The organism is Massilia sp. METH4 (assembly GCF_037094685.1).
Classification (GTDB): Bacteria; Pseudomonadota; Gammaproteobacteria; order Burkholderiales; family Burkholderiaceae_D; genus Rugamonas.
Window position 1 is genome coordinate 571,282 of sequence record NZ_CP146614.1, and the last position, 15,571, is coordinate 586,852.

Here is a 15,571-nt window from a genome sequence, read left to right on the forward strand (position 1 = left end):
AAAAATTCGGGGGCTGTCCCCACCTCCAAAGTGTTGTAAAAGATCGGGGACTGTCCCCGATTTTTTACAACAGCAGAACCCTTTTTTTTACCGCGCGGCTTCGAGGAGGACCGTGCTGAACTTGCCGCGCGTGCGCACGGTGCCGTTGGTGACGGTGTAGGTGGTGCCGGCGTAGGCGTCGCGGACCTTGGTGCCGTTGGCGAAGATGCCGCCGACCTGGATCGCGACCGGCTTGCCGACCGGTACGTCGAGCGCCACCACCACCTTGTCGGACAGGCCACCGCCGGTGAACGTGCGCGAGAACGTGTAAGGCGCATCGGCCAGCCTGGCGTGCGCGCCGGCGCCGATCGACACGTGGCCGCGCCGGAACTGGCCCAGCTTGGCCCAGTGCGCGCGCACGTCGGCGATGCGGTAGCCGTCGCGCGCGGCATTGGCTTGCAGCTCGTCCCAGTTCATGAACGAACGCAGCTTGGCGTCCCCCACCGCGTCTGCAATGTCGAGCCGGCGCGCCGTCTCGTCGCCGTAGTAGACCTGCGCGGCGCCCGGTGCCAGCAGCAGCTTGTTCGCGGATTCGAACGGTTTCACGCGCGCGGCGTCGAACGGGTTACCGTCGTCGTGCGAGTCGACATAGTTCAGCACCGACTTGCCCTTCAGCGGCCCGGCCAGCTGCGCCGCGTATTTCGAGAAGATGCTTTCGTAGTCGCCCTTGCCGTCGCCGGGCAGGCTGAAGTTGATCAGGCTGTCGAAGCCGTTGGCGTAGAAGTCGGTCTTGACGCCGCCGCCCATGTCGAACTCGCGCCCATGGCCGATCGCATAGTTGTACACCTCGGCCACCGTGAAGAACTTGCCGTCGCCCAGCACCTTGCCGGGATTGGCTTTCTTCCATTCGTCGTGCGCGGCCTCGGTGACGGTACGCAGCTCCTTCCACACACCGGCCTCGGTGTGCTTGACGGTGTCGCCGCGGTAGCCGTCGATGCCGAACTTGCGGATCCAGTCGGCGTGCCACTTCATCAGGTAGTAGCGCGGCGCGCGCGGATAGCCGGTGCGGGCGAAGAACTCGTCCAGCTCCTTCACTTCGCGCTCGTAGCGCCCTTCCTTCTTCCATTTCTGCACGAGGACGGGCGGCAGCGCCACCGGGGTATCGCTTTCCGTGCGCACGTCCGGCAGGTTGTCCACCAGCGTGCACGAGATCGTGGTGGGCGCGTCCTTGTGCGCGCACTTGGGTGACGTGCGTACCCAGTCCGCCGGCCACACGGGATCGGCATCCGTCACCGGCCCCGTATGGTTCATCACCACGTCCAGCAATACCCGGATGCCGCGCGCATGGGCTGCATCGACGAAATCGCGGAAGTCCTGCTCCGTGCCCAGGTTGGCATCGACGGCCGTGAAATCGCGCGCCCAGTAGCCATGGAAGCCATAGGATTTGCCGGTTCCCTCGTCGGTGCCGGCATGGATCTGCTCCACGGGCGGCGTCAGCCAGATCGCGTTCACGCCCAGGCTGTCGAAGTAACCCTCCTTCACCTTGGCCGTCAGGCCTTTCAGGTCGCCGCCCATGTAGCCGCGCAGCGGCGCCGCGTCGGCCTTGCGGCCATAGGCCAGGTCATTGGACTTGTCGCCGTTGGCGAAGCGGTCGGTGAGCAGGAAGTAGACGGTCGCGTTCTCCCACACGAATGGCATCGACATTTTCGGCGTGGCGGGCGCCGCCATCGCCGATGAGCCGGACGCCGCCAACAGTAGGGACAATGCCAGGGATGTGAGTTTCATGCGACCTTTCCTTTGTGGTTAAGTGATCACGGATGGATTGCTGCGCCCCGTGTTGTAGGCGATGCTGGCCACGCTGTCGGCAATGGCGATCAGTGCCGCCAGTGCCTGCTGCGTGGGAATGTGATGCTGCTCGGGGTCGGCCTCGTAGCGCTCGAGATAGACGCGCAGCGTGGCACCCTCGGTGCCCGTGCCGGACAGCCGGTAGACAATGCGCGAGCCATCCGTCATCACGATGCGGACGCCCTGCTGCGTGGCCTTGGAACCGTCGACCGGATCGGTGTATTCGAAGTCGTCGGCGTAATCGACCGTGTAGTGGTTCATCTCCACGCCCTTCATGGCCGCCAGCTTCACGCGCAGGTCGTCCATCAGCACCTTGGCCGCGTGCGCGTCGATGCCTTCGTAGTCGTGGCGCGAATAGTAGTTGCGGCCAAAGCGCTTCCAGTGTTCTTCCACGATCTGCTGCACGGACTGGCCCTTCGCGGCCAGCAGGTTCAGCCAGAACAGCACGGCCCACACGCCATCCTTCTCGCGCACGTGGTTCGAACCGGTGCCGTAGCTCTCCTCGCCGCACAGCGTGGCCAGGCCGGCGTCCAGCAAGGTGCCGAAGTACTTCCAGCCGGTCGGGGTTTCGTAGCACGGGATGCCGAGGGCCTCGGCCACGCGGTCGGCCGCACGCGAGGTGGGCATCGAACGGGCGATGCCGGCAATGCCGCCGCGGTAGCCGGGCGCCACCTGGGCGTTGGCCGCGAGGATCGCCAGGCTGTCCGACGGCGTCACGTCGAACTTGCGGCCCACGATCATGTTGCGGTCCGCGTCGCCATCGGAGGCGGCGCCGAAGTCGGGTGCGTCGTCGCGCGCCATCAGTTCGATCAGCTCGGCGGCATTGACCGGGTTGGGGTCCGGGTGCCCGCCGCCGAAGTCCTCGCGCGGTACGGCATTGATCACGGTGCCTTCCGGCGCGCCGAGACGCCCTTCGATGATCGCCTTCGCGTAAGGGCCGGAAACGGCGTGCATCGCGTCGAAGCACATCCTGAACCCGCCGGCGAACAGCTTGCGGATCGCGTCGAAGTCGAACAGCTGTTCCATCAGCTGCGCATAATCGTCGACCGGGTCGATCACCTCCACCTGCATCTGCTCGATCCAGGTGCGGCCGCCGTGGTCGATGTCGATGTCCGGCGCATCGCTGATGCGGTAGGACGTGATCGCCGTGGTGCGTTGATAGATCGCTTCGGTGATCGCCTCGGGTGCCGGGCCGCCGTTGCCGATGTTGTACTTGATGCCGAAGTCGCCGTCCGGCCCGCCCGGGTTGTGGCTGGCCGACAGGATGATGCCGCCCATCGCCTCGTGCTTGCGGATCACGCAGGACACGGCCGGCGTGGACAGGATGCCGCCCCGCCCCACCAGCACGCGCGCCACGCCGTTGGCCGCGGCCATCTTGAGGATCGTGCGGATCGCGGCGCGGTTGTGGAAGCGGCCGTCGCCGCCCAGCACGAGGGTCTTGCCGGACAGGTCGCCGAGGGTGTCGAACACGCTCTGCACGAAGTTCTCGAGGTAGTGGGGTTGCCGGAAAACGCCGACCTTCTTGCGCAGGCCGGACGTGCCCGGCCGCTGGCCGGGAATGGGCGTCGTATTGATCGTCTGGATTGCCATGTTCGCTCCGCTGTGGTGTTAGCTTAAGATTAACATCCCAGCCTACCGCGATCTACGGTGCGGCGGCGCGCGGCTCGTTGCTTGATCGTATTTTTATCGCGCGAACTTCTTCATTCCGCGGGGCGCGCCGTGTCCTTCACGAACAGGGTCAGTACGGCTGCCAGCACCATCGAGGCGCCGCCCAGCGCCAGCGTGCTGGCCGTGTGCCCGCCGAATACGTGGCTCGTGACGAAGCCGAGCACGAGGCCCGACATGATCTGCGGGATCACGACGAAGATATTGAACACGCCCATGTAGAAACCCATCCGCTTGGGCGGCAGCGCGCCGGCCAGGATCGCATACGGCATCGTCAGGATGCTGGCCCAGGCCAGGCCCACGCCGATCATCGGCAGCATCAGCGTTTCGCGGTCGTGGATGAGAAATACGCTGGCCAGCGACAGGCCGCCGATCACCAGGCACACCATGTGCACGATCTTGCGGCTGGTGGCGCGGGCGAACACGGGCAGGATGAAGGCGGCCAGCGCCGCCACCCCCGAGTACACGGCGAACATGTTGCCGGCCCAGTTGCCGGCGGCCTGGTAGGCGGCCGATTGCGCGTCCGTGGTGCCGAACACGTTGTCTGCCACGGCGGACGTGGTGTAGATCCACATCGCGAACAGCCCGATCCACGTGAAGAACGTCACGAAGGCCAGCTGCACCATCGTCGTCGGCATGCGGCCGATGCCGCCGAAGATCTCGGCCAGCGCGTGTCCCAGGCCCTTCGCGGCGCTGCGCTCGCGCTGGAACTGCTCCAGGTTTTCGGGCGGCAGCTCGTCGGCCGCGAACACGGTCCACAGCACGGACACCAGGTACACGGCGCCGCCCGCATAGAACGCGTAGCGCACGGTATCGGGAATGCCGCCCGCGGCGGCCACATTGCTCACGCCCAGGTAGTCGGAGAAGATGGTCGGCAGCAGCGAGGCGACGACGGCGCCGCAGCCGATGAAGAAGGTCTGCATCGCGAAGCCGGCCGTCTGCTGCGAAGGATCGAGCTTGTCGCCGACGAACGCGCGGAACGGCTCCATCGACACGTTGATCGCCGCATCCATCATCCACAGCACGAGCGCGGCCATCCACAGCGCCTGCGAGTTCGGCATCAGGAACAGCGCCAGCGACGCGAACACGGCGCCAGCGAAGAAGAACGGGCGGCGGCGACCCCACTTCGGATGCCAGAAATTATCGGAAAGGTAGCCGATGATGGGTTGCACCAGCAGGCCCGTGATCGGCGCCGCCAGCCACAGCAGCGGCAGCTCTTCCGGATTGGCGCCCAGCGTGGAAAAAATGCGGCTGGTATTGGCGTTCTGCAGCGCAAAACCGAATTGGATGCCGAAAAAGCCGAAGCTCATGTTCCAGAGCTGCCAGAAAGACAGCCTGGGTTTGGTGGAAGAAGAATGCATCCAGGTCTCCGATGTTATGCGCCACTGTATTTGTAGCAAAATAACATGACCTCTACAGCGCGTCAATGGCCCTGGCACCTTGATTACGGCCGATTACGTGCCACTTTGTAGTCAAACAACATGAAGAAAATGGGGACGTACCCCATTTTTCGAGCAATATTCCGGGGGAAACCATGGACGCACGCGGAGTTTCTGGCGCCGGCTTTGCGAAGTGTTTCCCAAAACCGGGGGCGCGGCCGGGGTTTCAAGGAGCATCGCTCCTTGCCGGCATAGCGGTGCGAGCCTGCAGGCTCGCACTCCTCCCTGACCCCGGGTTTGGGAAATTGTTGCGTGTGATTACTCGATGCGCAGCGTTGCCTGCAGGCGGGCGCGGGCGGGCAGCGTGGCCTTCGCGATGCGCGTCTTGGCGTCCCAGCTGAACACGAGCTCGCGGCCGTCGAGCAGCACGCGCTTCGGCTTGGCGAGGCCGTGCACGTGCACGGTGTAAGCGCGCACTACCGGCTGGAAGGCGCTGCCCGTCTCGGTGGTGATGCCGATGTCGAGTGCGCTGTCACGTGCATTGGCCGTGAAGCGTGCGATCTCGTACTTGCCCTTGCCGTAAGCGTCGGCGGTGGCGCCGTCGTCGTCATACAGCATGCCGGCCGACGACGTCACGACGGCGTCGTGCCAGTAATGCAGGTCGATGCTGCGGCCCGTGTAGTCGCGCGTGCTCTGGACGACGGGTGCCATCGGCACGAAGGCGCCGGCCCGCACGTAGACGGGAATGCGCTCCGCTACCACGTCCACCGTTTCCTGGATGCCGCCGCGGTGCCGCTCGCCGGTATGGAAATCGAACCACGTGCTGCCCTTGGTGGGGAAGTACACTTCCTTGCGCTTCGCCCCCGGCTCGGTCACCGGCGCGACCAGGAAGCTGCCGCCCCACAGGTAGGTCGAGGCGAGCGAACCGGCGTCGTTTTCGGTATCTTCGAACAGCACGGGCCGCATCAGCGGCATGCCGGTAGTGCTGTTCTCGAACGCCATCGTGTAGTGGTACGGCAGCAGTGCGTAGCGCAACCGGATGGCGTCAGCGGCCAGCGCCTTCGCGCGCGGCGCGCGGAACACGGGTTCGGACGGCACCTCTTCCTGTGCATGCGGCCGGAACACCGGCTGGAACACGCCGTACTGCAGCCAGCGCACGTACAGCTCGTCGTCCAGCACGGGGCCGGCGAAGCCGCCCAGGTCCGAATGCATGTAGGCCAGGCCTTGCATGCCCATCTGCAGGGCAATCTCCATCTGCGACTGCAGGCCGCCCCAGCTGCGCGACACGTCGCCGGACCAGGGAATCAGGCCGAAGCGCTGCGAACCGGAGTAGCCTGCACGCATCAGGATGAACGGCCGCTCGTTCGGGAAGTCCTTCGCGTAGCCCTCGGCGATCAGCCGCGCCCAGTCATGACCATAGATATTGTGTACCTGGTCCGCCGAACCGGTGGCGTGCTGCAGGGCTGCCGGGTGCAGCTCCGGCTCGCCCAGATCTCCCCACCAGCCGGCCACGCCCTGTTCCTTCAAGCCTTTATAGATATTCCAGAACCAGCTCTTGCCCTGCGGGCTGAAGATATCGACCAGCCCCGTGTTCCCGAAGAAGAAGTCGTACGTGTACGGCGCTCCCTCTTTCGTCGTGGCCAGCGCCTTCGCATCGACGGCCTCCTGCCAGCGCTGCGACGTGGTCAACACGAAGGGTTCGGTGATGACCACCGTGTTCACGCCCTTGCGTTGCAGGTCGCGCAGCATGCCTTGCGGATTCGGGAAGCCGTCCTTGTCCCACGCCAGGTTGCCCATCGTGCCCTTCACTTCCTTGCCGAACCAGTAGAGGTCCAGCACCACCGCGTCGAGCGGGATCTTGTCGGCGATGAACCGGTCGACGACGCCGCGCACTTCCTTCTCGTCGCGGTAGCCGAAGCGGCTGGCGAAATTGCCGAAGGCCCAGCGCGGCGGCAGCGGCTGGCGCCCCGTCAGGCTCGTGTAGCTGGCCATCACGTCGGCCCAGGCATCGCCCGCCACCACCTGATAAGTCTTGCGGCCGCCGATCGTTTCATACGTGAGCGTGCCATCCTTGCGGCTGTCGAAGTCCAGCCAGCCGGTCTGCGGATTGTCGAAGTGGATCGCGTACTTCTTCGACGACAGCGCCATGGGAATCGTGAAGTTCAGCAGTTCCGAACGGTTGCCGTAGCCATAGTGTGCCTTGTTGTACAGCTGGAAGCGGTGGCCGCGGCGGTTCATGCCCACCGCGCGGGCGCCGGCGCCGTACAGGGCCTCGTCGGCGTCGAGCGCGAACTCCAGCGCTTCCATGCCGTTCTTCTTCGTGTAGCCCAGCTTTTCCGCCACCAGGGGCCGGCCTTTGTAGCGGTAGGCGATGCGCAGCGGGCGGCGTTCGATCGTGACGGCGATGCCGGACGTCGCGTATTCGATGCGGCCATGCGCTTCCTTCACTGTCGCGGCCATGTCGGCCGGCGCCAGCACCACCGCATGCGAACGCGCGTCATGCCGTTCGCCCCGAGGGGTGAACGTGGTCTCGACGATGGATGGCGAATACGCGCGGATCTCATAGCGCCCGTCGTTGGTGATGATGTGCAGCGCGCCATTCTTTTCGCTCCAGCTTTCCACATGCCGGGCGGCGTTCTGTGCGATGGCGCCCTGGCAGTAGAAGATCGGGCAGGCGAAGGTCAGCGCGAACGCTGCGGTCGTCGTGATTTTCATGGTCTCGATGGGGAGTGAGAAAGAACCGGGAGCATGACAAAGCAGCGACATAAACACAAGAACAAGTGAGCTATATTGATGGCCTCATTCACGCGATCGGAGGAACGATGGACATGAAGCCGCTGGCACTGGCCGCACTGCTGCTTGCGCTGGGCGCTGGCAGCGCGCATGCGCAAACGGACAGGAAGGCCAGGGCGAAGCCGGCGTCCAAGGCGGCGCCGAAGCCGGCGGCCGAGGGCAAGGCCACCGCGCTCGAGGCCAAGCGCTTCCTGGCGCAGACGGAAGCGAAGTTCGACAGGCTCAATGCCGACCAGGCGAGGGCCGAATGGGTGGCCGCCAACTTCATCACCGACGATACCGAGGCAATCGCCGCCTGGTTCGGCGACCTGCAGCTGGATGCGGCAGGCCAGGCGGCGCTGGCCGCGCGCCGATACAAGGGCCCCGGCCTGAGCAACACCGAGGCGCGCAAGCTGAAGCTGCTGCAACTGACCTTGATGCTGTCCGACCCGAAGGAGCGCGCGCAATACGCGGCCGCACGCGCCGCGCTGACGGGCGCCTACGGCAAGGCGAAATACTGCCCCACCGATGGCCGCCCCTGCATGGCGCTGGGCGAGCTGGAAAAAATCCTCGCCAACAGCCGCGATCCGGCGAAGCTGCTCGATGCGTGGACCGGCTGGCATGCGCAGTCGCCGGCCTACCGCCAGCGCTACGCCGACTTCGTGCAGCTGTCGAACAAGGGTGCGCGCGAGATGGGCTACGCGGACACGGGGGCGCTGTGGCGCTCCGGCTACGACATGCCGCCGGAAGAATTCGCGTTCGAGATGGAGCGGCTGTGGCTGCAGGTCAGGCCGCTGTACGAGGCACTGCACGACTACACGCGCTACAAGCTGCGCGCCGCCTACGGGCCGGACGTGGTGCCCCTGACCGGCCCGGTGCCCGCCCACCTGTTCGGCAATATGTGGAGCCAGACGTGGGACAACATCTACCCGCTGCTGGCGCCGAAGTCCGGCGCCGGCTCCTTCGACCTGACGAAGGCGCTCCAACAGCGCAAGACGACGCCGCGGCAGATGACGGAGTACGCCGAACGCTTCTACACGTCGCTGGGCATGCCGAAACTGCCGGCCACGTTCTGGGAACGCTCGCTGCTGGCCAAGCCGCGCGACCGCGAGGTGGTGTGCCACGCCTCGGCCTGGAGCATCGACGCGAAGGACGACGTGCGCATCAAGATGTGCATCACCCCCACGGCCGAGGACTTCACGGTGATCCACCACGAGCTTGGCCATGTGTACTACTTCCTCGCCTACCAGGACCAGCCGACGCTGTTCCGCAACGGCGCCAACGACGGCTTCCACGAGGCGATCGGCGACACCATCGCGCTGTCGGTCACTCCGGGCTACCTGAAGCGCATCGGCCTGATGAAGGAAGACCCCGACCCGCGCGCGGACACCGGCGAACTGCTGCGCCGCGCGCTGTCGAAGGTGGCGGTGCTGCCGTGGGCCTATATGGTGGACCGCTGGCGCTGGGACGTCTACGCCGGCAAGACCCAGCCGGCGGACTACGACCGCAGCTGGTGGCAATTGCGCGAAGAGCTCATGGGCATTCGCCGCCCGGTGCCCGCCACGCCCGGCGGCTTCGATGCGGGCGCCAAGTACCACGTTCCGGCGGACGTGCCCTATGCGCGCTACTTCCTGGCCAACCTGCTGCAGTTCCAGTTCCACCGCGCGCTCTGCCGCGAGGCCGGCCACGAGGGCCCGCTCCACCAGTGCTCGATCTACGGCAACGAGAAGGCCGGGAAGAAGCTGCAGGCGATGCTCGAACTGGGCACCAGCAACCCGTGGCCCGAGGCGCTGAAGGCGATCAGCGGCGAGGACCGCATCGACGCCGGCGCCCTGCTCGAGTATTTCGCGCCGCTGAAGGCGTGGCTGGACGAGCAGAATCGTGTCCTGGTGACGCAGCAGAAGGGGTGAGCGGTGCTGGCGCGCCGATTGCGCGGCCCCAGGTTCAGCATCCGGGGTCAGACCCAACGGGCCTGACCCCAGGTTTCGCCTCCAGGGTTAACGCGAGTGGCACCAACTCACCTTGCCCTTTTTGCACCCCTCACGGTATACTCGACCATTCTACTCAACTATTCAAGCAGCCAGCCACCGCCAGCCCGCTACCACTCAGTCACCACTGCAGGAAGGGTTTATGGCGCAGTTCTCCCGGCCGGCGCGCGCCGGCATTCTCAAGTTCCACCCACTCACGCTCGCACTGCTGTGCGCCTGGACGCCGGCGCATGCCGACACGCCCGAGGAAGCCGACGCGGCCCCGGTCGCCGTCGTGAAGATCGAAGGCAGCAAGGCCGACGACGATTTCGTGGCGCGCCGCGGCGGCTCGGCGACCAAGACCGATACGCCGCTCATCGAAACGCCGCAATCGATCTCCGTGATCCCGGCCGAGCGCCTGCAATTGCAGGGCGCGCAGACCTTGCGCCAGACGCTGAACTACACGGCCGGCCTCGTATCCGTGTCGTTCGACAGCCGCGGCGACAGCGTCACGTCGCGCGGCGGATCGCCGACCGCGCTGGTCGACGGCCTGCAATACAACTTCGGGTTCTACAACACCACCCGCTACGATCCGTTCATGCTCGACCGGGTCGAAGTGCTGCGCGGCCCCTCCTCGGTACTGTACGGCCAGGGCAGCGTGGGCGGCGTGATCAACTACGTCACCAAAAAGCCGCTGGCCGAACGCCGCTACGAGGCGCAGGTGCAGGTGGGCAGCCACGACCGCAAGCAGGTCAACGTGGACTTGAACGAAGTGCTGGACGATGCCGGCCGCTGGCGCCTGCGCGTGGTGGCGATCGGCCGCGACAGCGGCTCCCAGGTGAACCACGTGCCGGACGACCGGAAGGTGCTGATGCCGTCGCTGACGTGGGCGCCGACCGCGGGCACGTCGCTGACGCTGCACGCGCTGCGCCAGCAGGATGAAAGCGGCTCGCTGATCGGCTTCTTCCCGTGGCAGGGCACCTTGCTGCCGTCGCAGTACGGGCAGATCCCGACCGACACCTTCACGGGCGAGCCGGGCTGGGATGCGTACGACACGGACCAGACCTCGTTCGGCTGGCAGTTCAGCCACCACTTCAACGACAACCTCGTGCTGCGCCAGAATGCCCGCAAGAGCAAGTCGGAAGTGGACTACCGCAGCGCCTACACCAGCTTCACGGCGATCGCGGCGCGCGGCCGCCCGGCGCGCCCCGTGTTCAATCCCGACAACCGCACGATCGAGCGCGACCTGATCCAGCAGGCCAATGCCCTCGACACGCTGGTGTTCGACACGCAGCTGGAAGCGAAATTCGCCACCGGCCGTTGGCAGCACACCTTCCTGGCCGGCTTCGACGTGCAGCGCGCCGAGACGCGGCAGGCCACCGGGCGCGGCGTGGCGCCGGCGCTCGATGTCTACAATCCCGTGTACGGCACCTTCACGCCGCCGGCCACCCTCGCCCACCAACCCACAGGCCTGCTGCACCAGAAAGGCTTCTATGTGCAGGAACAGGCCAAGTTCGACGAACGGTGGGTCGCCGTGCTGGGCTGGCGCCGCGACCATGCCGAGAACGATATCGAAGGCCGCCCCGCGTCCCGCACGGACGACAAGGCAAACACCAGGCGCATCGGCCTGCTCTATCTCGGCGACGGCGGGTTCTCCCCGTACGTGAGCTATGCCGAGTCGTTCCTGCCGCTGGGCGGCGTGGACGCTTATAACAATTCCTTCCAGCCGCAGCGCGGCAAGCAGTGGGAAGCAGGGCTGAAATGGCAACCCGCCGCGGCGGTGACGGCGTCGCTGGCGCTGTACGAACTGCGTGACCAGAACCGCAAGACGACCGATCCGGCGAACCCGCTGAACAGCCTGCAACTGGGCGAGGTGAAGGTGCGTGGCGCGGAGCTCGAAACGGCCGGCAGCCTGCGCGGCTGGGACTGGACCGCCAACTACACCTACACGGACGCCCGCGTGTCGCGCAGCAATGGGCCGGACCTGGGCAAGCGGGTATCCGGCATCCCGAAGCACAACGCATCGGCGTGGCTGGCGCGCGGCTTCTCGATCGGCGCCGCGGACGGCTTCACGGCCGGCGCCGGCGTGCGCTACCTCGGCACCTCCTGGGATGGCACCGATACGCTGGAAACCCCGTCGGTCACCCTGGTCGATGCGCTGCTCGCGTATGAAACCGGGCCATGGCGTTTCGCGCTGAACGCCGTCAACCTGGCGGACAAGGTGCAGATCACCACCTGCCTGGCGCGCGGCGACTGCTTCTACGGCCAGCGGCGCACGCTGATGCTGACGGCGCGCTACCTGTGGTGAGGCGTATCGCGCAGGTGAAACGCATTGATCGTAACGTGAGCCGAAGTTGATCGAAGCGGCTCACGTTTGCGCAACCATTCCGATCTCGCCATATGTTATGGTAGCGATCCCATTACCGTTTTCGGAAAGTGATTGCGCAAACAATGCTGGCCTCCAAGATCAAGGGATTGCGCTGGTGGATGATCGGCCTGGTCATGCTGGGCGCGGTCATCAACTACCTCACCCGCAGCACGCTGGCCGTGGCGGCGCCCACGCTGCTCCAGGACCTGTCGATCACTACCCAGGAATACTCGTACATCACGGCGGCGTTCCAGGGCGCGATCATGCTGCAACCGCTGTGCGGCTACGTGCTGGACGTGATCGGGCTGAAATACGGCTTCGCCATCTTCGCCACATGCTGGTCGTTCATCTGCATGGCCCACGGCATGGCCACCAACTGGCAGACGCTGGCCTTCCTGCGCGGCCTGCTGGGGCTTGCCGAGGGATCGGCCAATCCGGCCGGCATGAAGGCCGTCTCCGAATGGTTCCCCGCCAAGGAGCGCGGCATGGCAGGCGGCATCTTCAATATCGGCGCCTCGTTCGGCTCCATGCTGGCCCCGCCGCTCGTCGTGTGGGCGATCCTGCACTACAACTGGCAATCGGCCTTCGTGATCACCGGCGCGCTGGGCCTCGTGTGGGTGTGCGCCTGGCTGCTGCTGTACGACGCGCCGGCGCGCCATCGCAAGCTCGCCGCGGCCGAGGCGGCGCACATCGCCGCCGGCCAGGAAAAGCACCTGCAGGGCGACGGCACGCGGCCGTCGATCGCCAGCGTCCTCAGGATGCGCAATTTCTGGGGCATCGCCTTGCCCCGCTTCCTGGCCGACCCGGCCTGGGGCACGCTGTCGTTCTGGGTGCCGCTGTATCTCACCACGGTGCGCGGCTTCGACCTGGCGCAGATCGCCATGTTCGCCTGGCTGCCCTTCCTGGCGGCCGACCTGGGTTGCCTGTTCGGGCCGGCCGTGGTGCTGTGGCTGCAAAAGCGCGGCGTGCGCCTCATCAACGCGCGGCGCGGCGCCTTCACCGTGGGCGCCACGATGATGATGGGAGTGGCCTTCGTGGGCTTCGTCGAAAGCCCGTACACGGCGATCGCCCTCCTCAGCCTGTGCGGCTTCGCGCACCAGACGCTGTCCGTCACCGTCATCACCATGTCCTCGGACCTGTTCCGCCGCAACGAGGTGGCCACCGTGGCCGGCATGTGCGGCACGTTCGGCAACCTGGGCCTGTTGATCTTCTCCCTGCTGATCGGCGGGTTGATGGCCACGGTGGGCTACACGCCGTTCTTCGTCAGCCTGGCCGTGCTGGACCTGGTGGCCGCCGCGCTGCTGTGGACCCTCGTGCGCGAGCCGGCACAGGAACCCGCCCACCCTGAAACCCTCCTCACCAAGCCAGCATGAGCAACATCGAGAATCCGATCCTTCCCGGCTTCAATCCCGACCCGTCCATCGTACGGGTGGGCGACGACTACTACATCGCCACCTCCACCTTCGAGTGGTATCCGGGCGTGCAGATCCATCATTCGCGCGACCTGGTACACTGGCGCCTGGCCACGCGGCCGCTGGCGCGCGCGAGCCAGCTGAACATGCTGGGCGCGCCGGATTCGTGCGGCGTGTGGGCGCCCTGCCTGACGTACGCCGACGGCCTGTTCTGGCTGATCTATACGGACGTGAAACGCTACGGCCGCACCTCGACGGGCGGTGCCACCGGCAGCGCCTCGCTGCGCGACTTCCACAACTACCTCGTCACCAGCCCGTCGATCGACGGCCCCTGGTCCGACCCCGTCTACCTGAACAGCAGCGGCTTCGATCCCTCGCTGTTCCATGACGACGACGGCCGCAAGTACCTGCTGAACCAGCTGTGGGACCACCGCCCGGGCGGCAACCGTTTCAACGGCATCGTGCTGCAGGAATACTCGGTCGAGGAACGCCGGCTCGTCGGCCGGCGGGAGAACATCTTCAAGGGCACGCCGCACGGCCTGACCGAGGCCCCGCACCTGTACAAGCGCAACGGCTGGTACTACCTGCTCACCGCCGAGGGCGGCACCGGCTGGAACCATGGCGTGACGATGGCACGTTCGCGCGAACTGCGCGGCCCCTACGAACTGCATCCGGACGTGACGATGCTGAGCTCCCGCCTGCGCCCCGACGCACCGCTGCAACGGGCCGGCCACGCGACGATCGTGGACACGCCGGACGGCCAGACGTACATGGCCTACCTGTGCGGCCGCCCGCTGCGCAACCGCGGCACCTGCACGCTGGGCCGCGAGACGGCGATCCAGCCCGTGGTGTGGGGCGAGGATGGCTGGCTGCGCACCCGCGACGGGCAAGGCACGCCGGAATTGCAGCCTGCCGCGCCGGACTTGCCCGCGCACCCGTTCGAAGTGCCGCTCGCCCGCGAGGACTTCGACGCGCCGGAGCTGCCGGCCGCGTTCCAGTGGCTGCGCACGCCGTACCCGGAAGAGCTGTTCAGCCTTGCCGCCCGCCCCGGCCACCTGCGCCTGTTCGGCCGCGAAAGCATCGGCAGCACGTTCCGCCAGGCGCTCGTGGCGCGGCGCCAGGATGCGCACTGCTACAGCGCTTCTACCGTGGTCGACTTCGAGCCGGAGCATTACCAGCAGCAGGCGGGCCTCGTGTGCTACTACAACGCCGCCAAATTCCACTACCTGTACATCACGCACGACGAGGTGGTGGGCCGGCACCTGCGCGTGATGAGCAGCCTGCCGAACCATGTGCAGACCGACACCTTCACGCTGCCGGTGCCGCTGCCGGCGGGGCCGGTGGAATTGCGCGTGGAAGTGGACGAGGAGCGCCTGATGTTCGCCTGGCGCGCCGAGGGTGGAGCGTGGCAATGGCTGCCGCAGGTGTTCGACGCGAGCATCCTCTCGGACGAAGCCAATGCGCCGGGCCAGCCGAACTTCACGGGTGCCTTCGTGGGCGTGGCATGCCAGGATATGTCGGGGGCCGGCCTGCACGCCGACTTCGACTGGTTCGAGTACCGCGCGCGGGCCTACCTGGCCGATCCGAAGCAAGGTGCCCAGGCCCGGAAACGGTGATCCGCATCATGGGAATTTCCCGCGCCGCTGCTTAGCATGGTCCTCTCACGAGAGGAGCGAAGCGATGGCGAAGAAATTCCCGATCAAGCCCGTGCACCCCGAGCGCGTCTGCTGGGGTTGCGACAAGTACTGCCCGGTGGACGCGCTGGCGTGCGGCAATGGTTCCGAGCGGGTGCAGCACCCGTGCGAACTGTTCGGCGACGAGTGGATCGAGCCGATCCTGCCGTTCGACGATACCCACCCGCGCAATATGGGGCATGGCTAGCGCCGCCGACACCGGTTCTCTCATGAAGCGTCCTCGCCCTCTGGAGAACACCGGTCTCCGACACCAACCCTTCGAGGCACAGATAGTACCGCTGGTGTCGTACACTTTTTCCCCGAGGGGAAAAAGTGTGCGACACCGGTTTTCCTCCGAAGCGCCCCACTGGTCAAGGGAAAACCGGTGTCCGACACCCAGAGGCCGGTGTCCGACACCAATGATTCGACGCCGCGGAACACATCACGCAGCATCGGCATCAACCCCAACGTAAAAAAAGCCCCGGCGCTCACGCGCCGGGGCTTTTTCGCA

Annotated in this window: 9 protein-coding genes; 5 read left to right on the forward strand and 4 right to left on the reverse strand. The window is 66.2% G+C overall.

The window, feature by feature from the left end; translation table 11 throughout:
• Nucleotides 1-87 precede the first annotated feature (87 nt).
• The 4 genes from V6Z91_RS02625 to V6Z91_RS02640 all read right to left on the reverse strand — a co-directional run bounded on the left by V6Z91_RS02625 (nucleotide 88) and on the right by V6Z91_RS02640 (nucleotide 7,583).
• On the reverse strand, nucleotides 88-1,764 hold the full coding sequence (locus tag V6Z91_RS02625) for an alpha-amylase family glycosyl hydrolase (RefSeq protein ID WP_338766341.1): 1,677 nt from the start codon (nucleotides 1,762-1,764) through the stop codon (nucleotides 88-90).
• An 18-nt stretch (nucleotides 1,765-1,782) separates the two neighbouring features.
• Nucleotides 1,783-3,414 (reverse strand): alpha-D-glucose phosphate-specific phosphoglucomutase, encoded by a 1,632-nt coding sequence (locus V6Z91_RS02630; protein WP_338766344.1) that lies wholly within the window; start codon nucleotides 3,412-3,414, stop codon nucleotides 1,783-1,785.
• A gap of 110 nt (nucleotides 3,415-3,524) precedes the next feature.
• Nucleotides 3,525-4,850 carry an MFS transporter gene (locus V6Z91_RS02635; RefSeq protein ID WP_338766347.1) on the reverse strand — a complete coding sequence of 442 codons (1,326 nt, stop codon included), beginning with the start codon at nucleotides 4,848-4,850 and terminating at the stop codon, nucleotides 3,525-3,527.
• A gap of 336 nt (nucleotides 4,851-5,186) precedes the next feature.
• Complete coding sequence (locus V6Z91_RS02640; RefSeq protein ID WP_338766350.1) at nucleotides 5,187-7,583, reverse strand: TIM-barrel domain-containing protein; 2,397 nt, start codon at nucleotides 7,581-7,583, stop codon at nucleotides 5,187-5,189.
• 113 nt (nucleotides 7,584-7,696) lie between these two features.
• Between V6Z91_RS02640 and V6Z91_RS02645 the strand changes: the two genes are divergently transcribed.
• The 5 genes from V6Z91_RS02645 to V6Z91_RS02665 all read left to right on the forward strand — a co-directional run bounded on the left by V6Z91_RS02645 (nucleotide 7,697) and on the right by V6Z91_RS02665 (nucleotide 15,268).
• A complete protein-coding gene (locus tag V6Z91_RS02645) occupies nucleotides 7,697-9,550 on the forward strand; it encodes a M2 family metallopeptidase (protein ID WP_338766352.1) in 1,854 nt (617 codons plus the stop codon).
• 220 nt (nucleotides 9,551-9,770) lie between these two features.
• Nucleotides 9,771-11,915, forward strand: a complete 2,145-nt coding sequence (locus tag V6Z91_RS02650) for a TonB-dependent siderophore receptor (RefSeq protein WP_338766354.1) — start codon at nucleotides 9,771-9,773, stop codon at nucleotides 11,913-11,915.
• A gap of 143 nt (nucleotides 11,916-12,058) precedes the next feature.
• Complete coding sequence (locus tag V6Z91_RS02655; protein ID WP_338766357.1) at nucleotides 12,059-13,348, forward strand: MFS transporter; 1,290 nt, start codon at nucleotides 12,059-12,061, stop codon at nucleotides 13,346-13,348.
• The gene (locus V6Z91_RS02660) at nucleotides 13,345-15,003 is read left to right on the forward strand and encodes a glycoside hydrolase family 43 protein (protein ID WP_338766360.1); all 1,659 of its coding nucleotides are present in this window, start codon (nucleotides 13,345-13,347) and stop codon (nucleotides 15,001-15,003) included. The genes V6Z91_RS02655 and V6Z91_RS02660 overlap by 4 nt, the downstream gene beginning before the upstream one ends.
• Nucleotides 15,004-15,067: 64 nt before the next feature.
• A complete protein-coding gene (locus V6Z91_RS02665; protein WP_338766362.1) occupies nucleotides 15,068-15,268 on the forward strand; it encodes a DUF3079 domain-containing protein in 201 nt (66 codons plus the stop codon).
• Nucleotides 15,269-15,571 lie beyond the last annotated feature (303 nt).

Bases quoted from the DNA above. Each gene is read 5' to 3' on its own strand.
- V6Z91_RS02660 (WP_338766360.1), top strand. From the start codon at position 13,345: ATGAGCAACATCGAGAATCCGATCCTTCCCGGCTTCAATCCCGACCCG.
- V6Z91_RS02640 (WP_338766350.1), bottom strand. From the start codon at position 7,583: ATGAAAATCACGACGACCGCAGCGTTCGCGCTGACCTTCGCCTGCCCG.
- V6Z91_RS02645 (WP_338766352.1), top strand. From the start codon at position 7,697: ATGAAGCCGCTGGCACTGGCCGCACTGCTGCTTGCGCTGGGCGCTGGC.
- V6Z91_RS02630 (WP_338766344.1), bottom strand. From the start codon at position 3,414: ATGGCAATCCAGACGATCAATACGACGCCCATTCCCGGCCAGCGGCCG.
- V6Z91_RS02635 (WP_338766347.1), bottom strand. From the start codon at position 4,850: ATGCATTCTTCTTCCACCAAACCCAGGCTGTCTTTCTGGCAGCTCTGG.
- V6Z91_RS02655 (WP_338766357.1), top strand. From the start codon at position 12,059: ATGCTGGCCTCCAAGATCAAGGGATTGCGCTGGTGGATGATCGGCCTG.
- V6Z91_RS02625 (WP_338766341.1), bottom strand. From the start codon at position 1,764: ATGAAACTCACATCCCTGGCATTGTCCCTACTGTTGGCGGCGTCCGGC.
- V6Z91_RS02650 (WP_338766354.1), top strand. From the start codon at position 9,771: ATGGCGCAGTTCTCCCGGCCGGCGCGCGCCGGCATTCTCAAGTTCCAC.
- V6Z91_RS02665 (WP_338766362.1), top strand. From the start codon at position 15,068: ATGGCGAAGAAATTCCCGATCAAGCCCGTGCACCCCGAGCGCGTCTGC.